This window comes from Micromonospora sp. NPDC051924, from assembly GCF_055586005.1.
Map to the genome: position 1 here is coordinate 229,277 of NZ_JBVJJA010000001.1, position 20,672 is coordinate 249,948.

Sequence of the window (20,672 nt, forward strand, 5' to 3'; positions counted from 1 at the left end):
CGCTCTTATCCGGGGAGTCAGCTTCCGGGTGGCGGCTCGGGTTCGCGATGCTCGCCGGACCCGGGCGGCGGACCGGGCCGCTCCGCCGGCCCCGGCGCACCGCCCTCGCCCGACGCTGAGCGCTGACCCGGCTGGCCCGGCTGACCCGGCTGGCCGGGGGCCGGCGGGTAGCCCGGGGCCGGCGGATAGCCGGGCGCGGATGGGTGCCCGGGCGCCTGCGGGTACGCCGGCCAGGCGGCACCCGGCACCGGGGGCTCCCAGGCCGGCTGCTTCGGCTTGCGGAAGAACTCGTTGGCCGCCGGTAGCGCCAGCAGGATCAGGGCCGCCAGCAGGGCGAGCACGGCGAGCACGCCGAGCAGCGTGGTGACCGGGCCGTACCAGCCGGGCAGCGCGTCCTGGAGCCGGCGTTGGATCTCTTGCCCGCTCGGCACGTCACCGTTGGTGGAGCCGCCGTTCATCAGGCCGCCGGCGGCGTTGTTGAGCAGGCTGCCGCCGGAGCAGCAGATCAGGATCCCGCCCAGCACCCAGGTGGTAATCCGGGCGCCGTTGCGTCCCCGGTTGTTCAGCATGGCCAGGACCACGAGCGCGACCGCGAGCAGCAGGGCGAGCACGGCCCCGACGAGGCCGAACACCCAGGCGAAGTCGGCCGCCTGCTCGACCGAGGTGCCCCGGTAGGCCTCCCGGAGGACGTCCCGGACCGTGCCGATGGTGCTGAGCGTCAGGATCAGGTTCACCACCTGGATGGCGGCGACGAGGATGAGCAGCCAGCTGGATGTCGTCACCACGCCCGGACGGGCACGGGCCGGTGTTCCGGAGGCATCGACCATGATTCTCCTTCCCTGGACAGCAGGACCACGGTAACCAGCCCGGGGCGGATCGGCAGCGGACGCGACCCGGGACCCGCCGCACGCTCAGCGCGGGTACGCCGTCGCCTCCCGGCGCAGCCGGCGGTGCTCGGCGGTGACCACGCCGAGCAGGACGAGGTCGAGGACGAGGGCGAAGACCGCCCCGAACTGGTTGACCGTGAAGTTGAAGATCTGCCCGAACAGCAGGTCGACCAGGAGGGCCAGCTTGAACAGCCGGAACGCGTCGAGCCGGTCCCCGCGCAGCCGCAGGGCCGCCCGCACGCTCAGCACGGCGGTGATCAGCGCGGCCACCGAAGTGCCGAGCACGGCGCCCCACTCCCGCTGCTGGTTCAGCTCGCCGGTCACCCCGGCGAGCGCCACCGAGACCACGGTGACCACCGGCTCCACCACCAGGTAGACGACCACCGGCCAGACCAGCCAGCGCCGGGCGGCCATCCAGGCGGCGAGCCGGCGGGCCCGGGCCGCCGCGCGCTGCCAGAACCGCACCGGCGGCGGTTCCCGTCGGGGCACCGCGTCGAGCAGTTGTACCATCGCCGCCTCGACGGTCGGGCCGGTGCCCTGGACCAGGCGCAGCACGGCGATCCGCCGCCGGTCGGTGAGGCCGCCCGGCACCCCGCCGAGCACCATGTCGAGGGCGTTGGCGATCCGCTCGTCCGGAGTCAGCCGCAGCCGGCCGCGTACCGCCTGGGTGAGCAGGACGAGTAGGGCGAACGCTCCGTAGATGATGCCGGCGGCCGGGGCGTAGAAGTAGTCGGTCCGGGTGGTGACGAACTTGCCCACCTCGTCGATGAAGAGGCCGAAGCCGATCCCACCGACGATCGCCCCGGCGGTCCGCGGCCCGCCGCCGAGGAAGACCAGCGCGACGCCGAGGCCCACGGCCAGCAGCAGGCCACCCCAGAGCACGTGGGCGATGTGCAGCCCGCCCCCGCCGAGCTGCGGATACCCGGTGGCCTTGAGGTACGCCCGCACGGCGAGCACGGTGACCACCCCGGAGAGGACGAACGCCTGGAGGTACGACGCCGCGTCGATCGCCCGGGTCGGGAGCCGCCGGCGCAGCCACCCGGGATTCCGCGCGGCGCCGCGACGGGGCGATCCGGGCACCATGCCCCGAAACTAGTAGCCGCGCCACTCCGTGCGGGCGTACTCCAGCACCCTGGGCTGCAACAACGTGGAGGCGGGCACGTCCAGCCGGGCTCGGTCGGCGGGGAAGGTGGCCGCCGCGCCGAGCACCGACGGGGTGAGGAAGCGCAGCGGCGGCGCGTCCGCGGGCAGGGCCAGCGCGGGCGGGGTGCCGCCCGGCGCGGCGAGCACGTACCCCCAGTCGCCGAAGCTCGGCACGTCCACGTGGTACGGCACGGTGGCGAAGCCGGCCTCCCGGATCGAGTGCTCGATCGACCAGTACGACCTGGGCGCGAAGTACGGCGACCCGGCCTGCACCACCAGCCGGCCGCCGGGGGCGAGCACCGAGCGGATCAGCGCATAGAACTCGACGGTGTAGAGCTTGGCGGTGGCGGTCTCGTCCGGGTCGGGCAGGTCGGCGACGATCACGTCGAAGCGGTCCGCGGCGGTCCGCAGCCAGCCGAACGCGTCCAGGTTGAGCACCCGGACCCGGGGGTCGGCGAACGAGTGGTGGTTGAGTTCGCGCAGCTGCGGCACGGTACGGGCCAGCCGCACCACGGCCGGGTCGAGGTCGACCAGGGTCACCCGACGCACGTCCGGGTACTTGAGGATCTCCCGCAGCGCCAACCCGTCCCCGGCGCCCAGCACCAGCACCTCGCCGTGCGGGCCGTTCATGGCCGGGTGCACCAGCGACTCGTGGTAGCGGTACTCGTCGATCGAGCTGAACTGGAGGTCGCCGTTGAGGAACAGTCGCAGGTCGGTGTCGGCGTGGCCGATCTCCCGCACCGACCGGGTCAGCACGATCTCCTGGTAGCGGCTGCGCTCGGCGTGTACCACCGGGTCCCGGTAGAGCTGCTGGCGCGCGGTCACCTCGAAGTCGTGCGCGGTGACCCAGGCGTACCCGAGGCAGAGGGCGACCACGACGGAGCCGGCGCCGAGCGCGAGCCGGGCGCCGCGGCCCAGGTCGGCCCGGAAGACCGTGCCGACCAGCGCGAGGCCGGCGACCGCGTTCACCGCGCCCACCACCAGGGTGCCCTTGAGCTGCCCGAACACCGGCATCAGCAGGAACGGGAAGGCCAGGCCGCCGAGCAGCGCGCCCACGTAGTCGGCGGCGAAGAGGTCCGCCACCGCGCTGCCGGCGGACTGCTCGCGGATGCGTTGCAGCAGCACCATGAGCAGCGGGATCTCCGCGCCGATCAGCAGGCCGAGCACGAACGCGGTGCCGACCAGGGCCGGCGCGTACAGGTCGAGCCAGGCGAACGCGGCGTAGAGGCCGAGCACGGAGAGGCCGCCGAGCAGGGCGAGGGTCAGCTCGATCACCGCGAAGGCCGCCGCGGCCCGGGACTGCAACGGCTTCGCCACCAGCGCGCCGACGCCCATCGCGAAGACCATCACGCCGAGCACGATCGACGCCTGCCCGACCGCGTCGCCGATCAGGTAGCTGCCGAGGGCGACCAGCGCCAGCTCGTACACCAGGCCGCAGGCCGCGCAGACGAAGACCGCGAGCAGGACCGCCGCGCGGGCCGGCCGCCACCGCGGCCGCGCCGGCGCGTCGGTGGTCACGCCTTCTCCCGGGTACGCGCGGCCACCGGGTCCGCCCCGGCGCGCTGCGCGGGCGCGACTCCCCGGCGCTTGCGACCACTCCGGCTCGGCGCGTCTGGCGCCGCGCCGCGACCCGGAGCAGTCGCCCAGCGGCGGCGGGTCACGCCCACGCCGATGAGCAGCGCGCCGAACAGCAGGATCCCGGCGGCGGCGAGGAGCGAACCCCAGCGGTCCCGCCACAGGTCGCTGCCGGCGTCGGGCAGCGGCGACGGGCCGGCCGCGTCGGCGGTCGGCGTGGCGGTGGTCGGCTGGGCCAGCCCGGCCTCGACGGCGAGCAGCGGCAGCATGACGGCGGCCCGGGTGACGGCCCAGCCGGGGTCGTCGACGAAGACGTCGTCGGTGAGCCCGAACCGGGCCAGCCCGGCCTGCATCCGGTAGAGGTCGGCGGGGTCGATGTCCGGGGAACCGGTCACCTCGACGCGGGCCGTGTCGTTGCTCTCGCTGCTCTCCGAGACGTAGCGGATGCTGGCCGCCACCTGCACCCAGCGCGGGCAGCTCGGGTTCTCCGCCACCCGCACCCCGTCGCCGAGGTTCGAGCCGGCGCTGATCGCGTCGTCGCCGTACTCCCAGTAGTCCGTCAGCACCCAGCCGTAGCAGATGTCCTGGTTGGTGGAGGAGTCGCGGAGGATCGCCACGGTGTCGGCCCGCTCGTCGGTGGCGGGCGCCGGCACGGCGTTGTCGCCGTCGTTGTTGAGCGCGCCCGCCACCACACAGCCGAGGAGGACCAGGCCGACGGCCAGCCAGATGGCCCAGGTGGCCTTCTTCTGCTTCGCCGGCGGCTTCGTGCCGGTCATCAGCTGATCGCGGCGGCGATGATCGCGCCGGTGGCGAGGTGGACCACGGCGGACACCCAGACCGCGGGGTGCGGCTCCGGGTCGACCAGGATCTCCCCGAGCTTGCCCGGGGTGGCCACGTCGAGCAGCAGGAACGCCGCCGCCATGATGACCAGGCCGAGGATGCCGTACGCGGCCGCGCCCACCAGGCCGAGGACGAAGTCGTCCGCGCTGGCGGCGATCGCGGAGACCACGATGGTGCCCACGCCGGCCAGGTTCGAGGCGAGCAGCAGCGCCGCGTTGCGGTTGCGCTCGACCCAGATCAGCTCGTGGAGCTTGCCGGGGGTGGCCACGTCGACCAGGACGTAGCCGACGGCCATCAGGGCCACACCGACCACGCCGTAGGCGAGCGTGACCAGCAGATCGGTGACCAGCGTCTGCACAGGGGACTCCAGGATTCGTCAGGTGGGAGAGGTCAGGTCACTTGCCGGCGCCGGGTCCGCCACCGCGGACCGTGCTGCCCCGGCCCCAGCCCCAGTGGTTGCCCACCCGGGAGTGGTAGCGCGGGTACGCGGTGGTCAGCCGTTCCAGCAGGATCACCGAGCCGGCGGCGAGCGGCAGGATCACCACCGAGTCGTCGTCGTAGCGCAGGTAGACGCCGCTGCCGTCGACGTACTGGTCGGCCGGCTGCCAGGCGTCGGTGAGGTCCTTGGACACCTGGCTGGGGGCCTTGTTCGAGGTGTACGCGACCGCGTCGGAGCCGATGTCCCGGCTGCTCGCCCTGGCGTAGTGGTCCTGCACGTACCCGCGGGGCGAGAAGTTGCCGTAGAAGATGGCGAAGGCGGCGACCAGCGCGCCGATCACGGCGAACGCCACGCCCACCACGAACCAGCGTCGGTACGTCACAGTGCCACCACCGTCTCGGTCAGGACCAGCTCGTTGGTCTGCGGATACGCGTGCCAGGTGCGCCAGGCCACCGACCCGTCCGGTGGGTCGGGGCGTACGGAGAGCGCGGTGACCGCGTCGACGTCGCCGGGGAAGACCCCGACCAGCGCGTACGGGTCGTCGGCCAGGTCGGCGCGGAGCGCGGCGACCCGGGTGCGCAGGCCGTCCCCGACGGGCCGGAGCACCGTGGCGGTGAACCGGTAGCCGGCGCTCTCGTCGTGCAGCGTGTCGGGCAGGTGCGGCGGGCGCCCGGGCAGGCAGGCGACGGTCTCGGTGAGGTCGCCGAGGACCACCTGGTGCGAGGCGCCGAGCAGGCGCAGCCGCAGCCGCAGCCCGCCGGGCAGGGTCAGCTCGCGCACGTGCAGGGCCGGACGTTCCGGGCCGCCCAGGCTGAGGCTCAGGTCGGCGGCGCGGGTGTCGACGTACGGCGCGTCCAGGTCGACCAGCACCCTCAGGACACCTGCTCCGGGCCGCCCTGCGGGTAGATCATCACCTCGGCGCGGTGCAGCTTCTCGCCGAGGTTCACCTCCCAGCCGGCCTCGCCGTACGCCTCGAAGGAGAGCCGGGCCCCGCCGGGCGCCTGGTAGTCGTGGTAGCGCATGGTGCCGCGCGGGTCGAGGCCGGTGCCCTCGGTGGCGGTGTACTTCGCCTGGCCGGACTCGTCCCAGTGGTAGCGCCGGCCGGCGATCTCCAGGGTCGGCGCGCCGGGGGTGACGGTGGCGGACGGCTCGCCGGTCCAGAGCACCAGCTCCAGCTCCGGGTCCGCCTCGACGGAGAGCCAGCGCTTCACCCCGCCGGCGTCGTCGAGCAGGTGCTCGGCCCAGCTCCAGCCGCCCTCGACCAGATGCACCGAGCCGCGCACGGTGTACGGCACCTGCCGGATCTCCACGATGTCGCCGGGCTTGAGCGTGCGGGGGTCGCCGCGCAGCGCGTCGGCGTCCCGGTCGCGGAACGGGTCGCTCGGGGCCTGTGGGCGTGGCTTGGATCGAGTCCGGCTCAGCGCCACCACGGCGATCACCACGCCGGCCACCCCGAGCAGGCACCCCAGTCCCGCCACCAGGTACGCCAAAGTTCCGTCCACGACCCCGCCTCCCCACGTGCGTCGGCGGAGACGGTAACAACCCGGTGCACGTGCGCCGAAGTCCCGCTCACTGAGTGAGCGGTCAGCTACGGTCAGGCCCCGGCGAGGCGTTCGGTGGCGTACTCGCGGAGGGTGGCGCGACCCATGACGCAGCCGCTGAACGTGGTGAACTCGGCGTCGTCGTCGCGCAGCCGCTCCCAGGCCGCCCGGCCGGCCGCCCGGTCCACGGTGTCCAGCAGCGCCGCCGCGTACGCCTTCCCGGCCGGCGACCCGTGCGCGAGCAGCCAGTCGACCTTCTTCCGGGCGCGTTCCGGATGCTCGCGCAGCGCCCGCTCGACGTGCCGGTACGCGTCCGTCGCCGGCAGGATCTGCGAGGCGATCCCCACCCCGCCGAAGGCGAGGGTGTCCGCCCCGGCGAGCTCCTTGACGGCCGCCTCCAGCTCCCGATCCTTCTTCCCGATCCCCAACATGCCCTCCCTCTTGCCCACCACGACCGCCGCCCACCCTGTTGACCAAGAACTTTGCGTCGGCGGGCGTGATTTCCGTGACGCGAACTTCTTGATCAACGACCCCGGCCCGGCCGGTGCCCGTGCGGGGCTCCGGCCGGGCCGGGATGGTCAGGCGGCGGTGACCGTCAGGGACTCCTTGGGGTCGGAGAGGTCGACCTTGACGGTGTCGCCGTCGCGGATCTGGCCGGCCAGCAGCGCCTTGGCGAGCTGGTCACCGATGGCCGACTGGACCAGCCGGCGCAGCGGGCGGGCACCGTAGATCGGGTCGTACCCGTGCTCGGCGAGCCACACCCGGGCGGCGTCGCTGATGTCCAGCGCCAATCGGCGGTCCGCAAGACGGGCTCGCATCCGGTCCAGCTGGATGTCGACGATGGCCCGCAGGTCCTCGCCCTGGAGGGCGGCGAACACCACGATGTCGTCGAGGCGGTTGAGGAACTCCGGCTTGAAGTGCGACCGGACCACCGCGAGGACGCCCTCCCGGCGCTGCTCCTCGGCCAGCGTCAGGTCGCTGATCACCGACGAACCCAGGTTCGAGGTGAGGATCAGGATCGCGTTGCGGAAGTCCACGGTGCGGCCCTGGCCGTCGGTGAGCCGGCCGTCGTCGAGCACCTGGAGCAGCACGTCGAAGACGTCCGGGTGGGCCTTCTCCACCTCGTCCAGCAGGATCACCGAGTACGGCCGGCGGCGCACCGCCTCGGTGAGCTGGCCGCCCTCCTCGTAGCCGACGTAGCCGGGCGGGGCACCGACCAGGCGGGCCACCGAGTGCTTCTCGCCGTACTCGCTCATGTCGATGCGGACCATGGCCCGCTCGTCGTCGAAGAGGAACCCGGCGAGCGCCTTGGCCAGCTCCGTCTTGCCGACGCCGGTCGGGCCGAGGAAGAGGAAGCTGCCGGTCGGGCGGTCCGGGTCGGCGACGCCGGCCCGGGCGCGGCGGACCGCGTCGGAGACCGCGGCGACCGCCTCGGACTGGCCGACCACGCGGGCCCCCAGCGACTCCTCCATCCGGAGCAGCTTGGCGGTCTCGCCCTCGAGCAGCCGGCCGGCCGGGATGCCGGTCCAGGAGGCGACCACGGCGGCGATGTCGTCGGCGCCGACCTCCTCCTTGAGCATCGCGCCGTCGGCCTGGAGCCGGGCCAGCTCCTCCTCGGCCTGCTTCAGCTCGGCCTTGAGCGCGGGGATCCGGCCGTACCGCAGCTCGGCGGCGCGTTCCAGCTCGCCGTCGCGCTCGGCTCGCTCAGCCTCGCCACCCAGCCGCTCCAGCTCCTCCTTGGCGGTGGAGAGCTTGGTGATGTGGCTCTTCTCCAGCTGCCAGCGCTCGGAGAGCACGGTGAGCTGCTCGCGCTTGTCGGCCAGTTCCTTACGCAGCCGCTCCAGCCGCTCGGCGGAGGCGGCGTCCGGCTCCTTGGCCAGCGCCATCTCCTCGATCTCCAGCCGGCGCACCGCCCGCTCGATCTCGTCCACCTCGACCGGCCGGGAGTCGATCTCCATCCGGAGCCGGGACGCCGACTCGTCGACCAGGTCGATCGCCTTGTCCGGCAGGAAGCGGTCGGTGATGTAGCGGTCGGAGAGGGCGGCGGCGGCGACCAGCGCGGCGTCGGTGATCCGGACGCCGTGGTGCACCTCGTAGCGCTCCTTCAGGCCGCGCAGGATGCCGATGGTGTCCTCGATGGTCGGCTCGCCGACCAGGACCGGCTGGAAGCGACGCTCCAGCGCCGGGTCCTTCTCGATGTGCTCGCGGTACTCGTCCAGCGTGGTCGCGCCGACCATCCGCAGCTCGCCGCGGGCGAGCATCGGCTTGAGCATGTTGCCGGCGTCCATCGAGCCCTCGCCCTTGCCTGCGCCGACGACGGTGTGCAGCTCGTCGAGGAAGGTGATGACCTGGCCGTTGGAGTTCTTGATCTCCTCCAGCACCGACTTCAGCCGCTCCTCGAACTGGCCGCGGTACTGCGCGCCGGCCACCATCGCGCCGAGGTCAAGCGAGACCAGCTTCTTGTCGCGCAGCGACTCGGGCACGTCACCGGCGACGATGCGCTGGGCGAGGCCCTCGACGATGGCGGTCTTGCCGACGCCGGGCTCACCGATCAGCACCGGGTTGTTCTTGGTTCGCCGGGACAGCACCTGGATCACCCGGCGGATCTCCGAGTCCCGGCCGATGACCGGGTCGATCTTCCCCTCGCGGGCGCTCGCGGTCAGGTCGACGCCGTACTTCGAGAGGGCCTGGTAGCCCTCCTCCGGGTCGGCGGTGGTGACCCGCCGGTCCCCGCCCCGGACGGTCGGGAAGGCGGCGACCAGGTTCTCCTCGGTGGCGCCGGCGTTCTTCAGCGCGACGGAGACCGCGCCGCCCACCCGGGCCAGGCCGGCGAGCAGGTGCTCGGTGGAGGTGTACTCGTCGCCCAGCGGCCGGGCGATCTGCTCGGCGGCGCCGATGGCGTTGACGAACTCGCGGGCCAGGGTCGGCTCGGCGATGCTGGAGCCGCGCGCGGCGGGCAGGGCGTCGACCGAGCGCTGGGCGACCCGGCGCAGCTCGGCGGGGTCGGCCCCGACGGCGCGCAGCAGGCCGGCGGCGGTCGAGCCCTCGGTGTCCAGCAGCGACAGCAGCAGGTGCCAGGGTTCCACGGTGGCGTGGCCGCGCTGGTTCGCCAGCGCGACGGCACCGGTGATGGTCTCGCGGCTCTTGGTGGTGAGGCGTTCCGTGTTCATGGGCTCCCCCGGATCGGCGTGTCCACTCAAAGAGACACAACCAGAGTTGAGTCTATTCCGCTCAACTCCACAGGTGTGACCTGGCTCACTACGCCGAGGACATCACCGACCCGGCCGCCCAGGCAGGCGTGCGGTGCAGGGCGTCTCGTGATCCGCGCGCAGGACGCACCGCCGGCCGCCGTCGAGCTTGCGGTCGCAGAAGACCCAATGGCGTACGCACTGGTTGTCCTCGGTCGAGACGGTGATCCCGCCGAGGTCGACGGCGGCGAGGAAGGCCAGCGACCGGCCCGCCGTCCGACCCATCATCTTCGCCGGAGCCAGGTCCGGCGCGCGGACCGGCAGGTGGATGACGTACCGCCCGGTCACGAGTGCCGGGCCAGGTCGCGCGCGGTGGGGGCTTGGCGGGACTGCCACTCGCGGAGCGCGTCCTTGATCCGCGCTGCCTCATCCCGGCTCCGAACGACCTCGTCATGTGCGGCGGCGAGGTCACCGGCGACGCGATCGAGGAACGCGGCAACCTCGATCGGGTCCAGACCCCGCCGGCGGGTGGCGAAGTTCCGGCCCCGCACCTGCCAGGGCCGCAACGGGAGGTACGACGTCGAACGGTAGGGGCCGGCCGGAGGCCGATTGGCCGGACCGGCATTACGCCGTCTGAACAGCAGATACAGCAGGTTGCGCACGATGGTTCGCCCTTCTTCCGAGCACCTGCGAGCCAGCGGGAGCGGCACGACTGGTCCCGCGCGTGACCAGTCGTGCCCGTGACGGTTGCCAACCGGAGGCCGGTTTGCCTACCAGGCTTTCCGCCGAAGGCATCCGCACGAGGAACATACAATGCAAAGCATGCAATGACAAGGAGTAAGCATGCTAAGCACGTGAAGTGTTGGCTGACGTGTCTTTTGCGTGGGAAGATCTTGGGGCCTACCAGGAGTTGTCGCCATGCCCCGAGTTCCCGACCGCCAGCGGATCGCGCAGGACATCAGAGACAAGATCGCCTCGGGCGAGTACGCCCCCGGCGACAAGCTGCCGTCCCTGCGTGAGCTGATCGCGCACTACGGAGTCTCCGCAGAGCCGGTCCGCTCGGCGCTGTTGATCCTCCAAGCGGAAGGCTTGGTCGAGGGCCACCAGGGCAAAGGCATCTACGTCACTTCCCGAGAACCGGCTTCCTGATCTGGACGTCCGGGCTAATGGCGTAAGTGACTCAGCTCGAAGGACGCCACCACCACGCGCAGGGGCCGAGGCTGTCGGGCCGGTGGGAACTCCGGCCGTCGACGACGAGGGCCGCCCCCTCCGGGCCCGTCACCGGCACCCGCCCGGCACCGCCGGCCAGCCGGTCAGTCGCCGTCCAGGATCACCTTGATCCAGCGCCGGTTGGCCGTCCACCCCGTCCCGAGGATGACGTCGTCCGGCCCGCGGGCGGCGATCGTCCCATCGGCGAGCACCGTCAGGTAGTGGTCGGCGGTCAGCGGCCAGTCGACGTGGTAGTAACGACCCCCGGCCACCACGCCCACCCCGCCCGGGCCCGTCACCGCGAGCAGCCCGGCGCCGATCGGCGCCACCGACAGTGCCTTCGCGGGATGCCCGTCGGCGCGGACCCGCTCCCACGACGCCGGGCCCACGAACCGCCAGAGCGCCGGGAAGCCCGTCCGGTCCGGCCGCTCGCCGACCAGCCACACGCCGCCGTCCGGCGCGAGCGTCAACCGCAGCACGCCCACCTCGCCGTCCGGCGCCGGCACCGGTGTCGCCCGCCAGTTCCGCCCATGGTTCCGGGAGATCGCCGCGTACGGCCGCCCACCGGCCGCACCGGCCGCCACGAGCAGATCACCGTCCAGGCCGACGGTGTTCAGCCCGGATACGGACGGCTGGGTGACCAGTGGACGCAGCCGCTGGCCGTCCCACTCGCCGACCTTGCCCAGCGCCTCGATGACCTGGAAGCGACCGCGGGCGCCCACCAGGACCGGCGGCAGCCCGCCCCCGGTGGTGTGGGTGAAGCTGGCACCGCCGTCGGTCGAGGTGTACCAGCCGTAGGGCTCGGCGAGCAGCGCCAGCACACCGGGGGCCGCGTAGAGCTGCTGGTCCTCGGCTACCGGACGCGGGTGCCGCAACGGCTGCCAGGAGCGCCCGCCGTCCAGGGTCGAATACAGGTGGGCGCCGCAACCCCGGCCGGGCGGCCGGCCGTCGCAGGCGGCGAAGAGGGCGTAGCCGTGATCGGCGTCGACGAACTCGACAAAGGGGCGGTCGTACCGTTCCGGGACGGCGACCCGGACGTGGCGTACCTCGTCGATGTCGACGACCCGTGGCGCCACCGGCGCGGTCGGCACCGGGCGGTGCGACGCTGCCGCCCGGGTCGGCGGCGGCCGCCGGACGTCGCCGATCGAGCAGGCAGCGAGGGCCGGCAGCAGCACCGCGACGACCGGGAGAAGCTTCCGACCGATCATCGGACCTCCTCGGCAGGGCCGCCTTCCTGGGTGGGAGGGTCAATTGTCCGTCGAGGGGCGACGCCGATCCAGGACCACCCGCACCCAGTGGTCACCACCGCGCTCGCACAGCAGCACGTCCTCCGGTCCGCGGGCCAGCAGCGTGCCGTCGAAGAGGAGGTTCAGCTGGTGATCTCCGCGCAGCGGCCACGCCCGGTCGACGTAGTGACCGTCGGGGGCGGTGACCAGACCCCCGCCGTCGGGACCGCTCACCGCCATTCGGCTCTCACCGAAGGGCACCAGCGACACGAAGGGCTCCGGGTAGCGATCCACCATCACCGGTCGCCAGTCGCCGTCGTAGTGCCAGAGGGCGGGAAACCGGGCCGGATCCCGCCGCTCACCGATCAGCCAGACATCGCCGCGCACCGACGGCGCCACCCGGATCCTGACGATCTCCCCGTCCGGGGTCGCCACCCGGGGCCGGCGCCAGTGGGCGCCCGCGTCGAATGAGACGGCGAGCACCGGTCGCCCGCCGGCGACGGAGGCCGCGACCACCAGTCCGTCGCTGCCGTACACGCTCTGCGGACGGGACAGGGGCGGCTGCACGGGCAGCGGTCGCCAGACACCCCCGTGCCACCTGACGAGCCGGCCGGTGCGGTCGTCGACCTAGACCTGGCTGCGGAGCGCCAATACGACCGGGGGCAGGGCCGCACCACGCTCGTGCTGGAAGCTGCTCCCGTCGTCCAGGGAGAAGTACCAGCCCTCCCCGGGCACGAAGAGGGCCGGCACGTCCGCCGTGACCTCGAGCCGCTGCTCCCTCGCCAGCGGGCGCGGATGCGGGATCCGATGCCAGGAACGCCCACCGTCCGCGGTGGCGAGGAGCAGTGCCGGACAGTCCGGCCCGGGCGGCCGCCCGCCGCAGGAGGCGAAGAGGGCATACCCGTGGTCGGCGTCGCCGAACTCGACGTACGGCCGGTCGTACCCGTTCGCGACGGCGAGTTGAACGCTGCGCACCTCGACCTGGTCGGCCCTCGGCGGCCGGGTCGTCGGGAAGAACGGGTCCGGCGACGGCTGCCGGGTGTCGACGAGGATCGCGCAGGCCGCGAGGGAGAACAACGCCAGCAGGGCGACCAGCGGGAACGATCTTCGCGCCTTCATCCGGCCTCCGGGCACGGTAGCCTCGCGTGGGTGCGAGTACGTGTCGAACAGACTGCCCTACCGGGGATCGGCGTACGTCACGATCTGGTGACGGAATCCGGCCGCCGGCTCGGCGTGGTCTCCCACCGCAATGGCCGCCGGGACCTGGTCCTCTACGACCCGGACGATCCCGACTCCTGTCAGCACGACATACCGCTGACCGACGACGAGGCCGAGGCGCTGGCCGACATCCTCGGCGCGTCGCTGATGCTCGGCCAGCTCTCCGGGCTGCGCGAGCAGGCCGCCGGGCTGCTCACCGAGCAGATCGCGATCCCGGCCGGCTCCCGGTACGTCAACAGGCGACTGGGTGACACCAAGGCGCGGACCCGCACCAGCGCGTCCATCGTGGCCGTGCTGCGGGACGGCGAGGTGATCGTCTCGCCCGATCCCACCTTCCGCTTCGCCGCCGGTGACGTGGTGGTCGTGGTCGGCACCCGGCAGGGGCTCGACGGGGTGACCGCGATCCTCGCCGAGACAGACCCGGACGGCTGAGGCGCGGATGCACGAAACCACGACTCTGCTCGTCGAGGTCGGCGCGCTTTTGCTCCTGCTCGGCCTGCTCGGCCGGCTCAGCCGTCGCGTCGGCGTCTCGCCCATCCCCCTCTATCTGCTCGCCGGACTCGCCTTCGGCCACGGCGGCCTGCTGCCGCTGAACGCCAGCGAGGAGTTCTTCGCGGTCGGCGCGGAGATCGGCGTCATCCTGCTGCTGGTCATGCTCGGCCTGGAGTACAGCGCCAACGAACTGGTGGGCAACCTCCGCTCGGCGGCCCCGGCCGGCCTGATCGACGCGGTGCTCAACGCGCTGCCCGGCTTCGCCTTCGCCCTGCTGCTCGGCTGGGGCTGGGTGGCCGCCGTGGTGCTCGCCGGCGTCACCTGGGTCTCCTCCTCCGGCGTGATCGCCAAGGTGCTCGGCGACCTCGGCCGGGTCGGTAACCGGGAGACCCCGGTGATCCTCTCCGTGCTGGTCATCGAGGACCTGGCGATGGCCCTCTACCTGCCGCTGGTCACCGCGCTGCTCGCCGGGGTCGGCCTGGTCAAGGGCGGCATCGCGCTCGCCGTCGCGGTGCTCACCGTGGTCGCCGTGCTGGCCATCGCCATCCGGTACGGGCACCTGATCTCCACGGCGCTGTCGGCGAAGGACCCGGAGGCGCTGCTGCTCGGCGTGCTCGGCCTGACCCTGCTGGTGGCCGGCATCGCGGCCAAGCTCCAGGTCTCGGCCGCGGTCGGCGCGTTCCTGGTCGGCATCGCCCTCTCCGGTCCGGTGGCACACCACGCGACCGAACTGCTCTCGCCCCTGCGGGACCTCTTCGCCGCGGTGTTCTTCGTCTTCTTCGGGCTGGTCACTGATCCGCTGGACATGCCGCCGGTGCTGCTGCCGGCGCTGCTGCTGGCCGTGGTCACCATGGCGACGAAGCTGCTCACCGGCTGGCTGGCCGCCCGCCGGGCCGGGATCGCCGAGCCGGGTCGCTGGCGGGCCGGCTTCGCGCTCACCCCGCGCGGCGAGTTCTCCATCGTGATCGCCGGGCTCGCGGTCGCCGCCGCGTACCCGGTCGAACCGAAGCTGGCCGCGCTCGCCACGGCGTACGTGCTGATCACCGTGGTGACCGGGCCGATGCTGGCCCGCCTGCCCGACATGCCCTGGTTCAAGCGCTGGCTGCGCCGACGCAGCGCCGCCCGTCGACCCGTACCGGTGGGCGTGGCGGATTGACCTTCGCCGGGTCGGGTCGACCGTACGGTTGGCCCGGCCCGGCGAACGGTCGCCGAATTGATTCCGGGAAGGTCTACCGCTGACCTGCGCGACCGCGTTACCGTGTCGCCCCAGCAGCCAGGGTCCGCGGGTGGCCGGTGTCCCCGCAGGCGGAAGCGGAAGGTTGGCCGGTGAGCGTGCAGGAAGAGACGTTCCACGGCTTTGCGAACCCCGTCGACCCGTCGCCGGCGGAGCTACGGGCGTGGGCATACCAGCCGGACTCGGTGCCGCTGACCTCGATGCCGCCGGACTGGGACCTGCTCGTCGCCGGTGATCACCTGGTGCAGACGCTCTTCGAGTTGGCCATGGACACGGCCTGCCCGGCCCGCCGGTTCGCGCTGCACTGCCTCTACATCTACGCGGCCGACGGCATCCGGACGAACTTCCGGGCCCACCCGAAGCGCCGCTTCCGCAAGCTGGTCGAGCAGGCCGAGCGGGCCGGCGACGAACTGATGCGCAACTGGGCGCACAACAGCCGCGTGCTGCTCGCCCGACCGGACCTCTTCGTCTACCGCGACTGGTGCGAAGGCGGCCTGGTGCGGGAGAACCGGCGGCTCTAGGACCCGGCCCGCCCTGGGACTGAGGCCCCCGCGCGGGATCACCGCGTCCCGGCCTGCCCTTGAACGGCGAACGGGCCGGGACCCCCTCGCGCGGGATCACCGCGTCCCGGCCCGCCCTTGAACGGCGAACGGGCCGGGACCCCCCGTGGGTCCCGGCCCGCACGTCGACGGATCGTCAGGTCGACCCGCCCTGCTTCTTGCGCCGCTCGTCCGCTCTGGCCCGGTCGATGCCGTGGTCCACCTGGTCGGCGAAGCGCCCTTCTTTGATCTTGTCCGTGAAGCCACCCTCGGTGACCCGGTTGAACCGCTCGCGGACGTTCTCGGCCACCTTCTCCAGCCGATCCTCCGCCTGCTGCGCCACCTTTTTCGCCGATTCCGCCATGGCTCCCCCTGCCAGTTCGGCGTCCGGATTGAGCCGGTTGGGCCTGATTAACAGGCTAGTGCACTCCACCCCTCCCGCGCCCCGCTTTCCGAGAACCACCGACCGGCTGGCGTGGCCTCGCCAGGCCGCCGGCGGACGCTCGCTGCCGTGGCCGGCGGCGGACCGGCGGACGGCCCAACCAGCGGGCGGTGGACCCGTGGACGGCGGATCCGGTCGACGGGCGCCGACGAGCGGCGGACCGATGGAGGCCCGGTGCGGAAAAGGCGACGGCCGACGCGTGCCCGGGTGGGCACGCGCCGGCCTGCGTCGATGTGGCGGCGGGGGCGCGGGGTCAGCGGTCGGGAGTGCGGCGGGGCCGCCACACGACCAGCGCGGTCGAGGTGCGGTTGGTGGGTACGAGGTCGCCGCGCGAGAAGCCGCCCAGCGACTCCATCTCGGCGATCCGGCGGTACGCGGCGTCCAGTTCCGCCTCCAGCCGGGCCACCCGCTGCTGGGCCTGCTCCAGCAGCCGTTCCAGTCCGATGATCCGCTTGACCCCGGCCAGGTTGATGCCGTCGTCCTGACTGAGCCGCTGCACCTCGCGGAGCAGCACCACGTCCCGGACGCTGTACCGGCGACCACCGCCGGCGGCCCGACCGGCCTGGACCAGGCCCAGCCGGTCGTACTGGCGCAGGGTCTGCGGGTGCATGCCCGCCATCCGCGCCGCGACCGAGATCATCAGTACCTTGGCCTCGTAGGCAGGGTCACCCGAGCCGACGAACTCCTGCGACATCCCCGCTCACCTCCGCTGCCTTCCCACCGGGGTCAACTGAACCGACGCACCCGCGCATCGAGATGTTCCCGCGCGGCCGGCGGGGTCTGCTCCGCGAACGCCTCGAGCGCCGCCTTAGCCTCGTCCGACAGCTTCGCCGGCACCACCACGTCGAGGGTGACCAGCAGGTCACCGGCCAGGCCGTCCTTGCGTACGACGCCCTTGCCCCGGGCCCGCAGGACCCGACCGCTCGGCGTACCCGGTGGCACCCGCAGGGTCACCGTGCCGTCCAGGGTCGGCACCCGCACGTCGGTGCCGAGCACCGCCTCCGCGTACGTGATCGGCACGGTCAGGGTCAGGTCGTCCCCGGTGCGCCCGAACAGCTCGTCCGGGCGGACCTTCACGTGGACGAACAGGTCACCCGCCGGGCCGCCCCGTTCGCCCGGTTCGCCCCGGCCGGCCAGCCGGATGCGCTGGCCGTCGGCCACCCCGGCGGGGAAGCGGACGTTCAGCGTCCGGGTCTTGGTCACCCCGCCGGTGCCGTGGCACTCGGGGCACTTTTCCTCGACGACCGTGCCCACGCCCTGGCAGTTTCGGCACGGCTCGGAGAAACTGAACGACCCCTGATTGCGGGTGGTCACCCCGGCGCCATGGCAGACCGGGCAGGCCACCGGCGAGGTGCCGGGCTTCGCCCCGTTGCCGTGGCAGGTGTCGCAGACCCCGGGTGCGCGCAGCGTCAGCGGGAGGGTGACTCCGCGTACCGCGTCCTCGAAGTCGAGCGCCACCTCGGCCTCGACGTCCCGGCCCTTCGCGGGACCCCGCGCGCGGGCCGCGCCACCGGCGCCCCCGCCGGTGAAGAGCGAGCTGAACAGGTCGCCCAGGCCACCGCCGGCACCGCCGAACCGGGCCTCGCCGCCGGCCGCGCCGCCGAACAGGTCGGACACGTCGAACGGCATGCCGCCCGGCTGGCCGCCGCCACGGGCGTTGCGCCGGAACGCGCCGGAGCCGAAGAGCGACCGCATCTCGTCGTACTCGCGGCGCTTCTTCTCGTCGCCGAGCACGGCGTACGCCTCGGAGACGGCCTTGAACCGCTCCTCGGCCTTCGGATCACCGGGGTTGTGGTCCGGGTGCGACTCCCGAGCCAGCTTCCGGTACGACTTCTTGATCTCGTCCGAGGAGGCGGACTTCTCCACGCCCAGCACGGCGTAGTAGTCCTTCTCGATCCAGTCCTTGGAACTCACCGGTCCACCCCCTTCCACGGGACGTACCCCGGTCGTCCCGCCCGCCCGGTGGGGGCGGGCGGGACGTCACGGGTCGGCACTACTCCGGGTCGGCGACCGCGACCAGGGCGGGCCGCAGCAGCCGTTCGCCGAGTTGGTAACCCCGACGCATGACCTGCACGCAGGTCGGCTCGGTCACGTCGGCGGAGGTCTGGTGCGCCACCGCCTCGTGCTGGGTCGGATCGAACGGGTCGCCCTGCTCGCCGAACGGGGTCAGGCCGAACTTGCCCAGCGCGGTGGTGAGCTGCTCGGCGACACTGCCGAACGGCCCCACCAGGTCGCCGTGTTCCCGGGCCCGGTCCAGGTCGTCGAGGATCGGCAGCAGCGCGGTCAGCACCGCGCCGGTCGCCTGCTCCTGGACCAGGTTGCGGTCCCGGTCGACCCGCTTGCGGTAGTTGGCGTACTCCGCCGACACCCGCTGGAGGTCCCGGGTCCGCTCGTCCAGCTCGGCCCGGAGCACGTCCAGCTCGGGTCCGGCCGGCACGGCCGCCGGGGCGGCCTCCTCGCTCGGCTCGGCGGGCGCGTCGACCACGGGCGGGCCGGAGACCGGGGCCTCGACCTCGATCTCGTCGACCACGACCTCGGCCTCCTCGACCAGCCCCTCGGCCGGGGCGTCGGCCGCGGCGTCCGCCGCGGCGGCGTCCGCCGCGGCGGCCTCGGCCGACGCCTTCTCGGTCGACTTGCCGATCTTGCGCTTGTCACGGATGACGACCCGCGGCTCGTCGCCGGCACCCTGCCCGGCGGCCGCGGAGCCACCCGGCGCCGACCCGGTGGCCTTCGGGCCGGCGGCTCGTGGCTTCTCCGTCATGCGGCTACCTCATCCCTCTGCGGTCGAGAACGTGTCCGGGACGAAAGATCACTTCTTGTCCTCGTCCACGATCTCCGCGTCGACCACGTCGTCGCCACCGCCGGCCTGCGGGCCACCGGTCGCACCCGCGCCCGGCCCGGCCGCGCCCGGCGCACCCGGCTCGCCCTGCTGCTGCGAGTAGAGCAGCGAACCGGCCTGCTGGGAGACCTGCGCCAGCTTCTCGTGGGCGGCCTTGATCTTGTCGATGTCCTGGCCGCCGAGGGCGCTGCGCAGCTCGCCGAGGGCCTCGTTGAGCTGGTCGCGGTTCTCGCTGGGCAGCTTGTCGCCGCTCTCGGCGAGGAACTTCTCGGTCTGCCACTGGAGCGCCTCGGCGACGTTGCGGGTCTCCGCCTCGTCGCGGCGGCGCTTGTCCTCGTCCGCGTGCTCCTCGGCGTCCCGGCGCATCCGCTCGATGTCGTCCTTCGGCAGCGAGGAGCCGCCGGTGATCGTCATCTTCTGCTCCTTGCCGGTGCCCAGGTCCTTGGCGTGCACGTTGACGATGCCGTTGGCGTCGATGTCGAAGGTGACCTCGATCTGCGGCACGCCGCGCGGCGCCGGCGGGAGGCCGGTCAGCTCGAAGGTGCCGAGCTTCTTGTTGTAGGCCGCGATCTCCCGCTCGCCCTGGAACACCTGGATCAGCACCGACGGCTGGTTGTCGTCCGCCGTGGTGAAGACCTCGGAGCGCTTGGTCGGGATGGTGGTGTTGCGCTCGATGAGCTTGGTGAAGATGCCGCCCTTGGTCTCGATGCCCAGGCTCAGCGGGGTCACGTCGAGCAGCAGGACGTCCTTGACCTCGCCCTTGAGCACACCGGCCTGGAGGGCGGCGCCGACGGCGACGACCTCGTCCGGGTTGACGCCCTTGTTCGGGTCGCGGCCGGTGAGCTGCTTGACCAGGTCGGTCACGGCCGGCATCCGGGTCGAGCCGCCGACCAGGATGACGTGGTCGACGTCCGAGACCTTGATCCCGGCGTCCTTCACGGCCTGCTCGAACGGGCCCTTGCAGCGGTCCAGCAGGTCCTGCGTCATGCGCTGGAACTCGGCGCGGCTCAGGGTCACGTCGAGGTGCAGCGGGCCGGCCGAACCGGCGGTGATGTACGGCAGGTTGATGTTGGTGGTGGTGGCGGCGGACAGCTCGATCTTGGCCTTCTCGGCCGCCTCCTTGAGCCGCTGCATGGCCATCTTGTCCTGGGACAGGTCGATGCCGTGCTCGCCGCGGAAGGTCTTCACCAGGTGGTCGATGATCCGCTGGTCCCAGTCGTCGCCACCGAGGTGGTTGTCACCGCTGGTGGACTTGACCTCGATGACGCCCTCGGCCAGCTCCAGCAGGGAGACGTCGAAGGTGCCGCCACCCAGGTCGAAGACCAGGACGGTCTGCTCCTTGGAGCCCTTGTCGAGGCCGTACGCCAGGGCGGCCGCGGTCGGCTCGTTGACGATCCGCAGCACGTTGAAGCCGGCGATCTCACCGGCTTCCTTGGTGGCCTGACGCTGGCCGTCGTTGAAGTAGGCGGGGACGGTGATCACCGCGTCGGTGATCTGCTCGCCCAGGTACGCCTCGGCGTCCCGCTTGAGCTTCATCAGCGTGCGGGCCGAGATCTCCTGCGGGGTGTACTTCTTGCCGTCGATGTCGACGGTCCAGTTGGTGCCGATCTCCCGCTTGACCGAGCGGATGGTCCGGTCGGGGTTGGTCACCGCCTGGCGCTTGGCGACCTCACCGACGAGCACCTCGCCGTTGCGGGCGAACGCGACGATCGAGGGGGTCGTCCGCGAGCCCTCCGCGTTGGCGATGACGGTGGGCTCACCGCCCTCGAGAACGCTGACGCAGGAGTTCGTCGTGCCGAGGTCGATGCCGACCGCACGTGCCATGTTCGCTTCCTCGCTTCGTAACGGTGAGCAGGTCAA

At 72.6% G+C, this 20,672-nt stretch carries 24 protein-coding genes; 4 read left to right on the forward strand and 20 right to left on the reverse strand.

Annotated features, from left to right (window positions below; all coding sequences use genetic code 11):
- Nucleotides 1-17 precede the first annotated feature (17 nt).
- The 12 genes from ACZ6S5_RS01150 to ACZ6S5_RS01205 all read right to left on the reverse strand — a co-directional run bounded on the left by ACZ6S5_RS01150 (nt 18) and on the right by ACZ6S5_RS01205 (nt 10,263).
- Nucleotides 18-827, reverse strand: a complete 810-nt coding sequence (locus ACZ6S5_RS01150) for a hypothetical protein (RefSeq protein WP_465996443.1) — start codon at nt 825-827, stop codon at nt 18-20.
- 84 nt (nt 828-911) lie between these two features.
- Nucleotides 912-1,970, reverse strand: coding sequence for a hypothetical protein (locus ACZ6S5_RS01155; RefSeq protein WP_465996445.1), 1,059 nt, complete (start codon nt 1,968-1,970; stop codon nt 912-914).
- 9 nt (nt 1,971-1,979) lie between these two features.
- Nucleotides 1,980-3,548, reverse strand: a complete 1,569-nt coding sequence (locus ACZ6S5_RS01160; protein ID WP_465996447.1) for a polyamine aminopropyltransferase — start codon at nt 3,546-3,548, stop codon at nt 1,980-1,982.
- Complete coding sequence (locus tag ACZ6S5_RS01165; protein ID WP_465996533.1) at nt 3,545-4,333, reverse strand: hypothetical protein; 789 nt, start codon at nt 4,331-4,333, stop codon at nt 3,545-3,547. Before ACZ6S5_RS01165 ends, ACZ6S5_RS01160 begins: the two co-directional genes overlap by 4 nt.
- Nucleotides 4,334-4,380: 47 nt before the next feature.
- Complete coding sequence (locus tag ACZ6S5_RS01170; RefSeq protein WP_465996449.1) at nt 4,381-4,803, reverse strand: DUF350 domain-containing protein; 423 nt, start codon at nt 4,801-4,803, stop codon at nt 4,381-4,383.
- A gap of 37 nt (nt 4,804-4,840) precedes the next feature.
- Nucleotides 4,841-5,266 carry a DUF4247 domain-containing protein gene (locus tag ACZ6S5_RS01175; RefSeq protein WP_465996451.1) on the reverse strand — a complete coding sequence of 142 codons (426 nt, stop codon included), beginning with the start codon at nt 5,264-5,266 and terminating at the stop codon, nt 4,841-4,843.
- Complete coding sequence (locus tag ACZ6S5_RS01180; protein WP_465996453.1) at nt 5,263-5,754, reverse strand: DUF2617 family protein; 492 nt, start codon at nt 5,752-5,754, stop codon at nt 5,263-5,265. Before ACZ6S5_RS01180 ends, ACZ6S5_RS01175 begins: the two co-directional genes overlap by 4 nt.
- Before the next feature lie 2 nt (nt 5,755-5,756).
- Entirely contained in the window at nt 5,757-6,386 is a 630-nt protein-coding gene (locus ACZ6S5_RS01185; RefSeq protein ID WP_465996455.1) for a DUF4178 domain-containing protein, read from the reverse strand.
- Between the two features lie 92 nt (nt 6,387-6,478).
- On the reverse strand, nt 6,479-6,856 hold the full coding sequence (locus ACZ6S5_RS01190) for a hypothetical protein (RefSeq protein ID WP_465996457.1): 378 nt from the start codon (nt 6,854-6,856) through the stop codon (nt 6,479-6,481).
- Between the two features lie 147 nt (nt 6,857-7,003).
- Nucleotides 7,004-9,595: an ATP-dependent chaperone ClpB gene (gene clpB, locus ACZ6S5_RS01195; protein WP_465996459.1), complete on the reverse strand. Its 2,592-nt coding sequence runs from the start codon at nt 9,593-9,595 to the stop codon at nt 7,004-7,006.
- A 102-nt stretch (nt 9,596-9,697) separates the two neighbouring features.
- Nucleotides 9,698-9,961, reverse strand: coding sequence for a hypothetical protein (locus tag ACZ6S5_RS01200; RefSeq protein ID WP_465996461.1), 264 nt, complete (start codon nt 9,959-9,961; stop codon nt 9,698-9,700).
- The gene (locus ACZ6S5_RS01205; protein WP_465996535.1) at nt 9,958-10,263 is read right to left on the reverse strand and encodes a DivIVA domain-containing protein; all 306 of its coding nucleotides are present in this window, start codon (nt 10,261-10,263) and stop codon (nt 9,958-9,960) included. Before ACZ6S5_RS01205 ends, ACZ6S5_RS01200 begins: the two co-directional genes overlap by 4 nt.
- A gap of 268 nt (nt 10,264-10,531) precedes the next feature.
- On the opposite strand from ACZ6S5_RS01205, the gene ACZ6S5_RS01210 reads away from it, so the two are divergent.
- Nucleotides 10,532-10,762 (forward strand): winged helix-turn-helix domain-containing protein, encoded by a 231-nt coding sequence (locus tag ACZ6S5_RS01210; RefSeq protein WP_465996462.1) that lies wholly within the window; start codon nt 10,532-10,534, stop codon nt 10,760-10,762.
- A 164-nt stretch (nt 10,763-10,926) separates the two neighbouring features.
- Here ACZ6S5_RS01210 and ACZ6S5_RS01215 read toward each other — a convergent pair whose 3' ends face one another.
- Genes ACZ6S5_RS01215 through ACZ6S5_RS01225 form a run of 3 tightly spaced genes read right to left on the reverse strand, consistent with a single transcriptional unit; the run spans nt 10,927 to nt 13,167 of the window.
- A complete protein-coding gene (locus ACZ6S5_RS01215) occupies nt 10,927-12,030 on the reverse strand; it encodes a beta propeller repeat protein (protein WP_465996464.1) in 1,104 nt (367 codons plus the stop codon).
- Between the two features lie 39 nt (nt 12,031-12,069).
- Nucleotides 12,070-12,615: a hypothetical protein gene (locus tag ACZ6S5_RS01220; RefSeq protein ID WP_465996466.1), complete on the reverse strand. Its 546-nt coding sequence runs from the start codon at nt 12,613-12,615 to the stop codon at nt 12,070-12,072.
- A 60-nt stretch (nt 12,616-12,675) separates the two neighbouring features.
- Nucleotides 12,676-13,167, reverse strand: coding sequence for a beta propeller repeat protein (locus ACZ6S5_RS01225; protein ID WP_465996468.1), 492 nt, complete (start codon nt 13,165-13,167; stop codon nt 12,676-12,678).
- 30 nt (nt 13,168-13,197) lie between these two features.
- Here ACZ6S5_RS01225 and ACZ6S5_RS01230 point away from each other — a divergent pair, with 30 nt between their 5' ends.
- From ACZ6S5_RS01230 to ACZ6S5_RS01240, 3 genes are all read left to right on the forward strand, one after another.
- Nucleotides 13,198-13,698: a cation:proton antiporter regulatory subunit gene (locus ACZ6S5_RS01230; RefSeq protein ID WP_465996470.1), complete on the forward strand. Its 501-nt coding sequence runs from the start codon at nt 13,198-13,200 to the stop codon at nt 13,696-13,698.
- A 7-nt stretch (nt 13,699-13,705) separates the two neighbouring features.
- The gene (locus tag ACZ6S5_RS01235; protein ID WP_465996472.1) at nt 13,706-14,914 is read left to right on the forward strand and encodes a cation:proton antiporter; all 1,209 of its coding nucleotides are present in this window, start codon (nt 13,706-13,708) and stop codon (nt 14,912-14,914) included.
- 170 nt (nt 14,915-15,084) lie between these two features.
- On the forward strand, nt 15,085-15,513 hold the full coding sequence (locus ACZ6S5_RS01240) for a hypothetical protein (protein WP_465996474.1): 429 nt from the start codon (nt 15,085-15,087) through the stop codon (nt 15,511-15,513).
- Nucleotides 15,514-15,688: 175 nt separating this feature from the next.
- Here the strand turns inward: ACZ6S5_RS01240 and ACZ6S5_RS01245 are convergent, their stop codons facing one another.
- From ACZ6S5_RS01245 to dnaK, 5 genes are all read right to left on the reverse strand, one after another.
- Complete coding sequence (locus ACZ6S5_RS01245) at nt 15,689-15,895, reverse strand: hypothetical protein (protein ID WP_465996476.1); 207 nt, start codon at nt 15,893-15,895, stop codon at nt 15,689-15,691.
- Nucleotides 15,896-16,226: 331 nt separating this feature from the next.
- Nucleotides 16,227-16,667: a heat shock protein transcriptional repressor HspR gene (locus ACZ6S5_RS01250; RefSeq protein WP_465996477.1), complete on the reverse strand. Its 441-nt coding sequence runs from the start codon at nt 16,665-16,667 to the stop codon at nt 16,227-16,229.
- A gap of 32 nt (nt 16,668-16,699) precedes the next feature.
- A complete protein-coding gene (dnaJ, locus tag ACZ6S5_RS01255) occupies nt 16,700-17,887 on the reverse strand; it encodes a molecular chaperone DnaJ (RefSeq protein WP_465996479.1) in 1,188 nt (395 codons plus the stop codon).
- A 79-nt stretch (nt 17,888-17,966) separates the two neighbouring features.
- Nucleotides 17,967-18,734, reverse strand: coding sequence for a nucleotide exchange factor GrpE (gene grpE, locus ACZ6S5_RS01260; protein ID WP_465996481.1), 768 nt, complete (start codon nt 18,732-18,734; stop codon nt 17,967-17,969).
- Nucleotides 18,735-18,782: 48 nt separating this feature from the next.
- A complete protein-coding gene (gene dnaK, locus ACZ6S5_RS01265; protein WP_465996483.1) occupies nt 18,783-20,636 on the reverse strand; it encodes a molecular chaperone DnaK in 1,854 nt (617 codons plus the stop codon).
- Between the last annotated feature and the right edge of the window lie 36 nt (nt 20,637-20,672).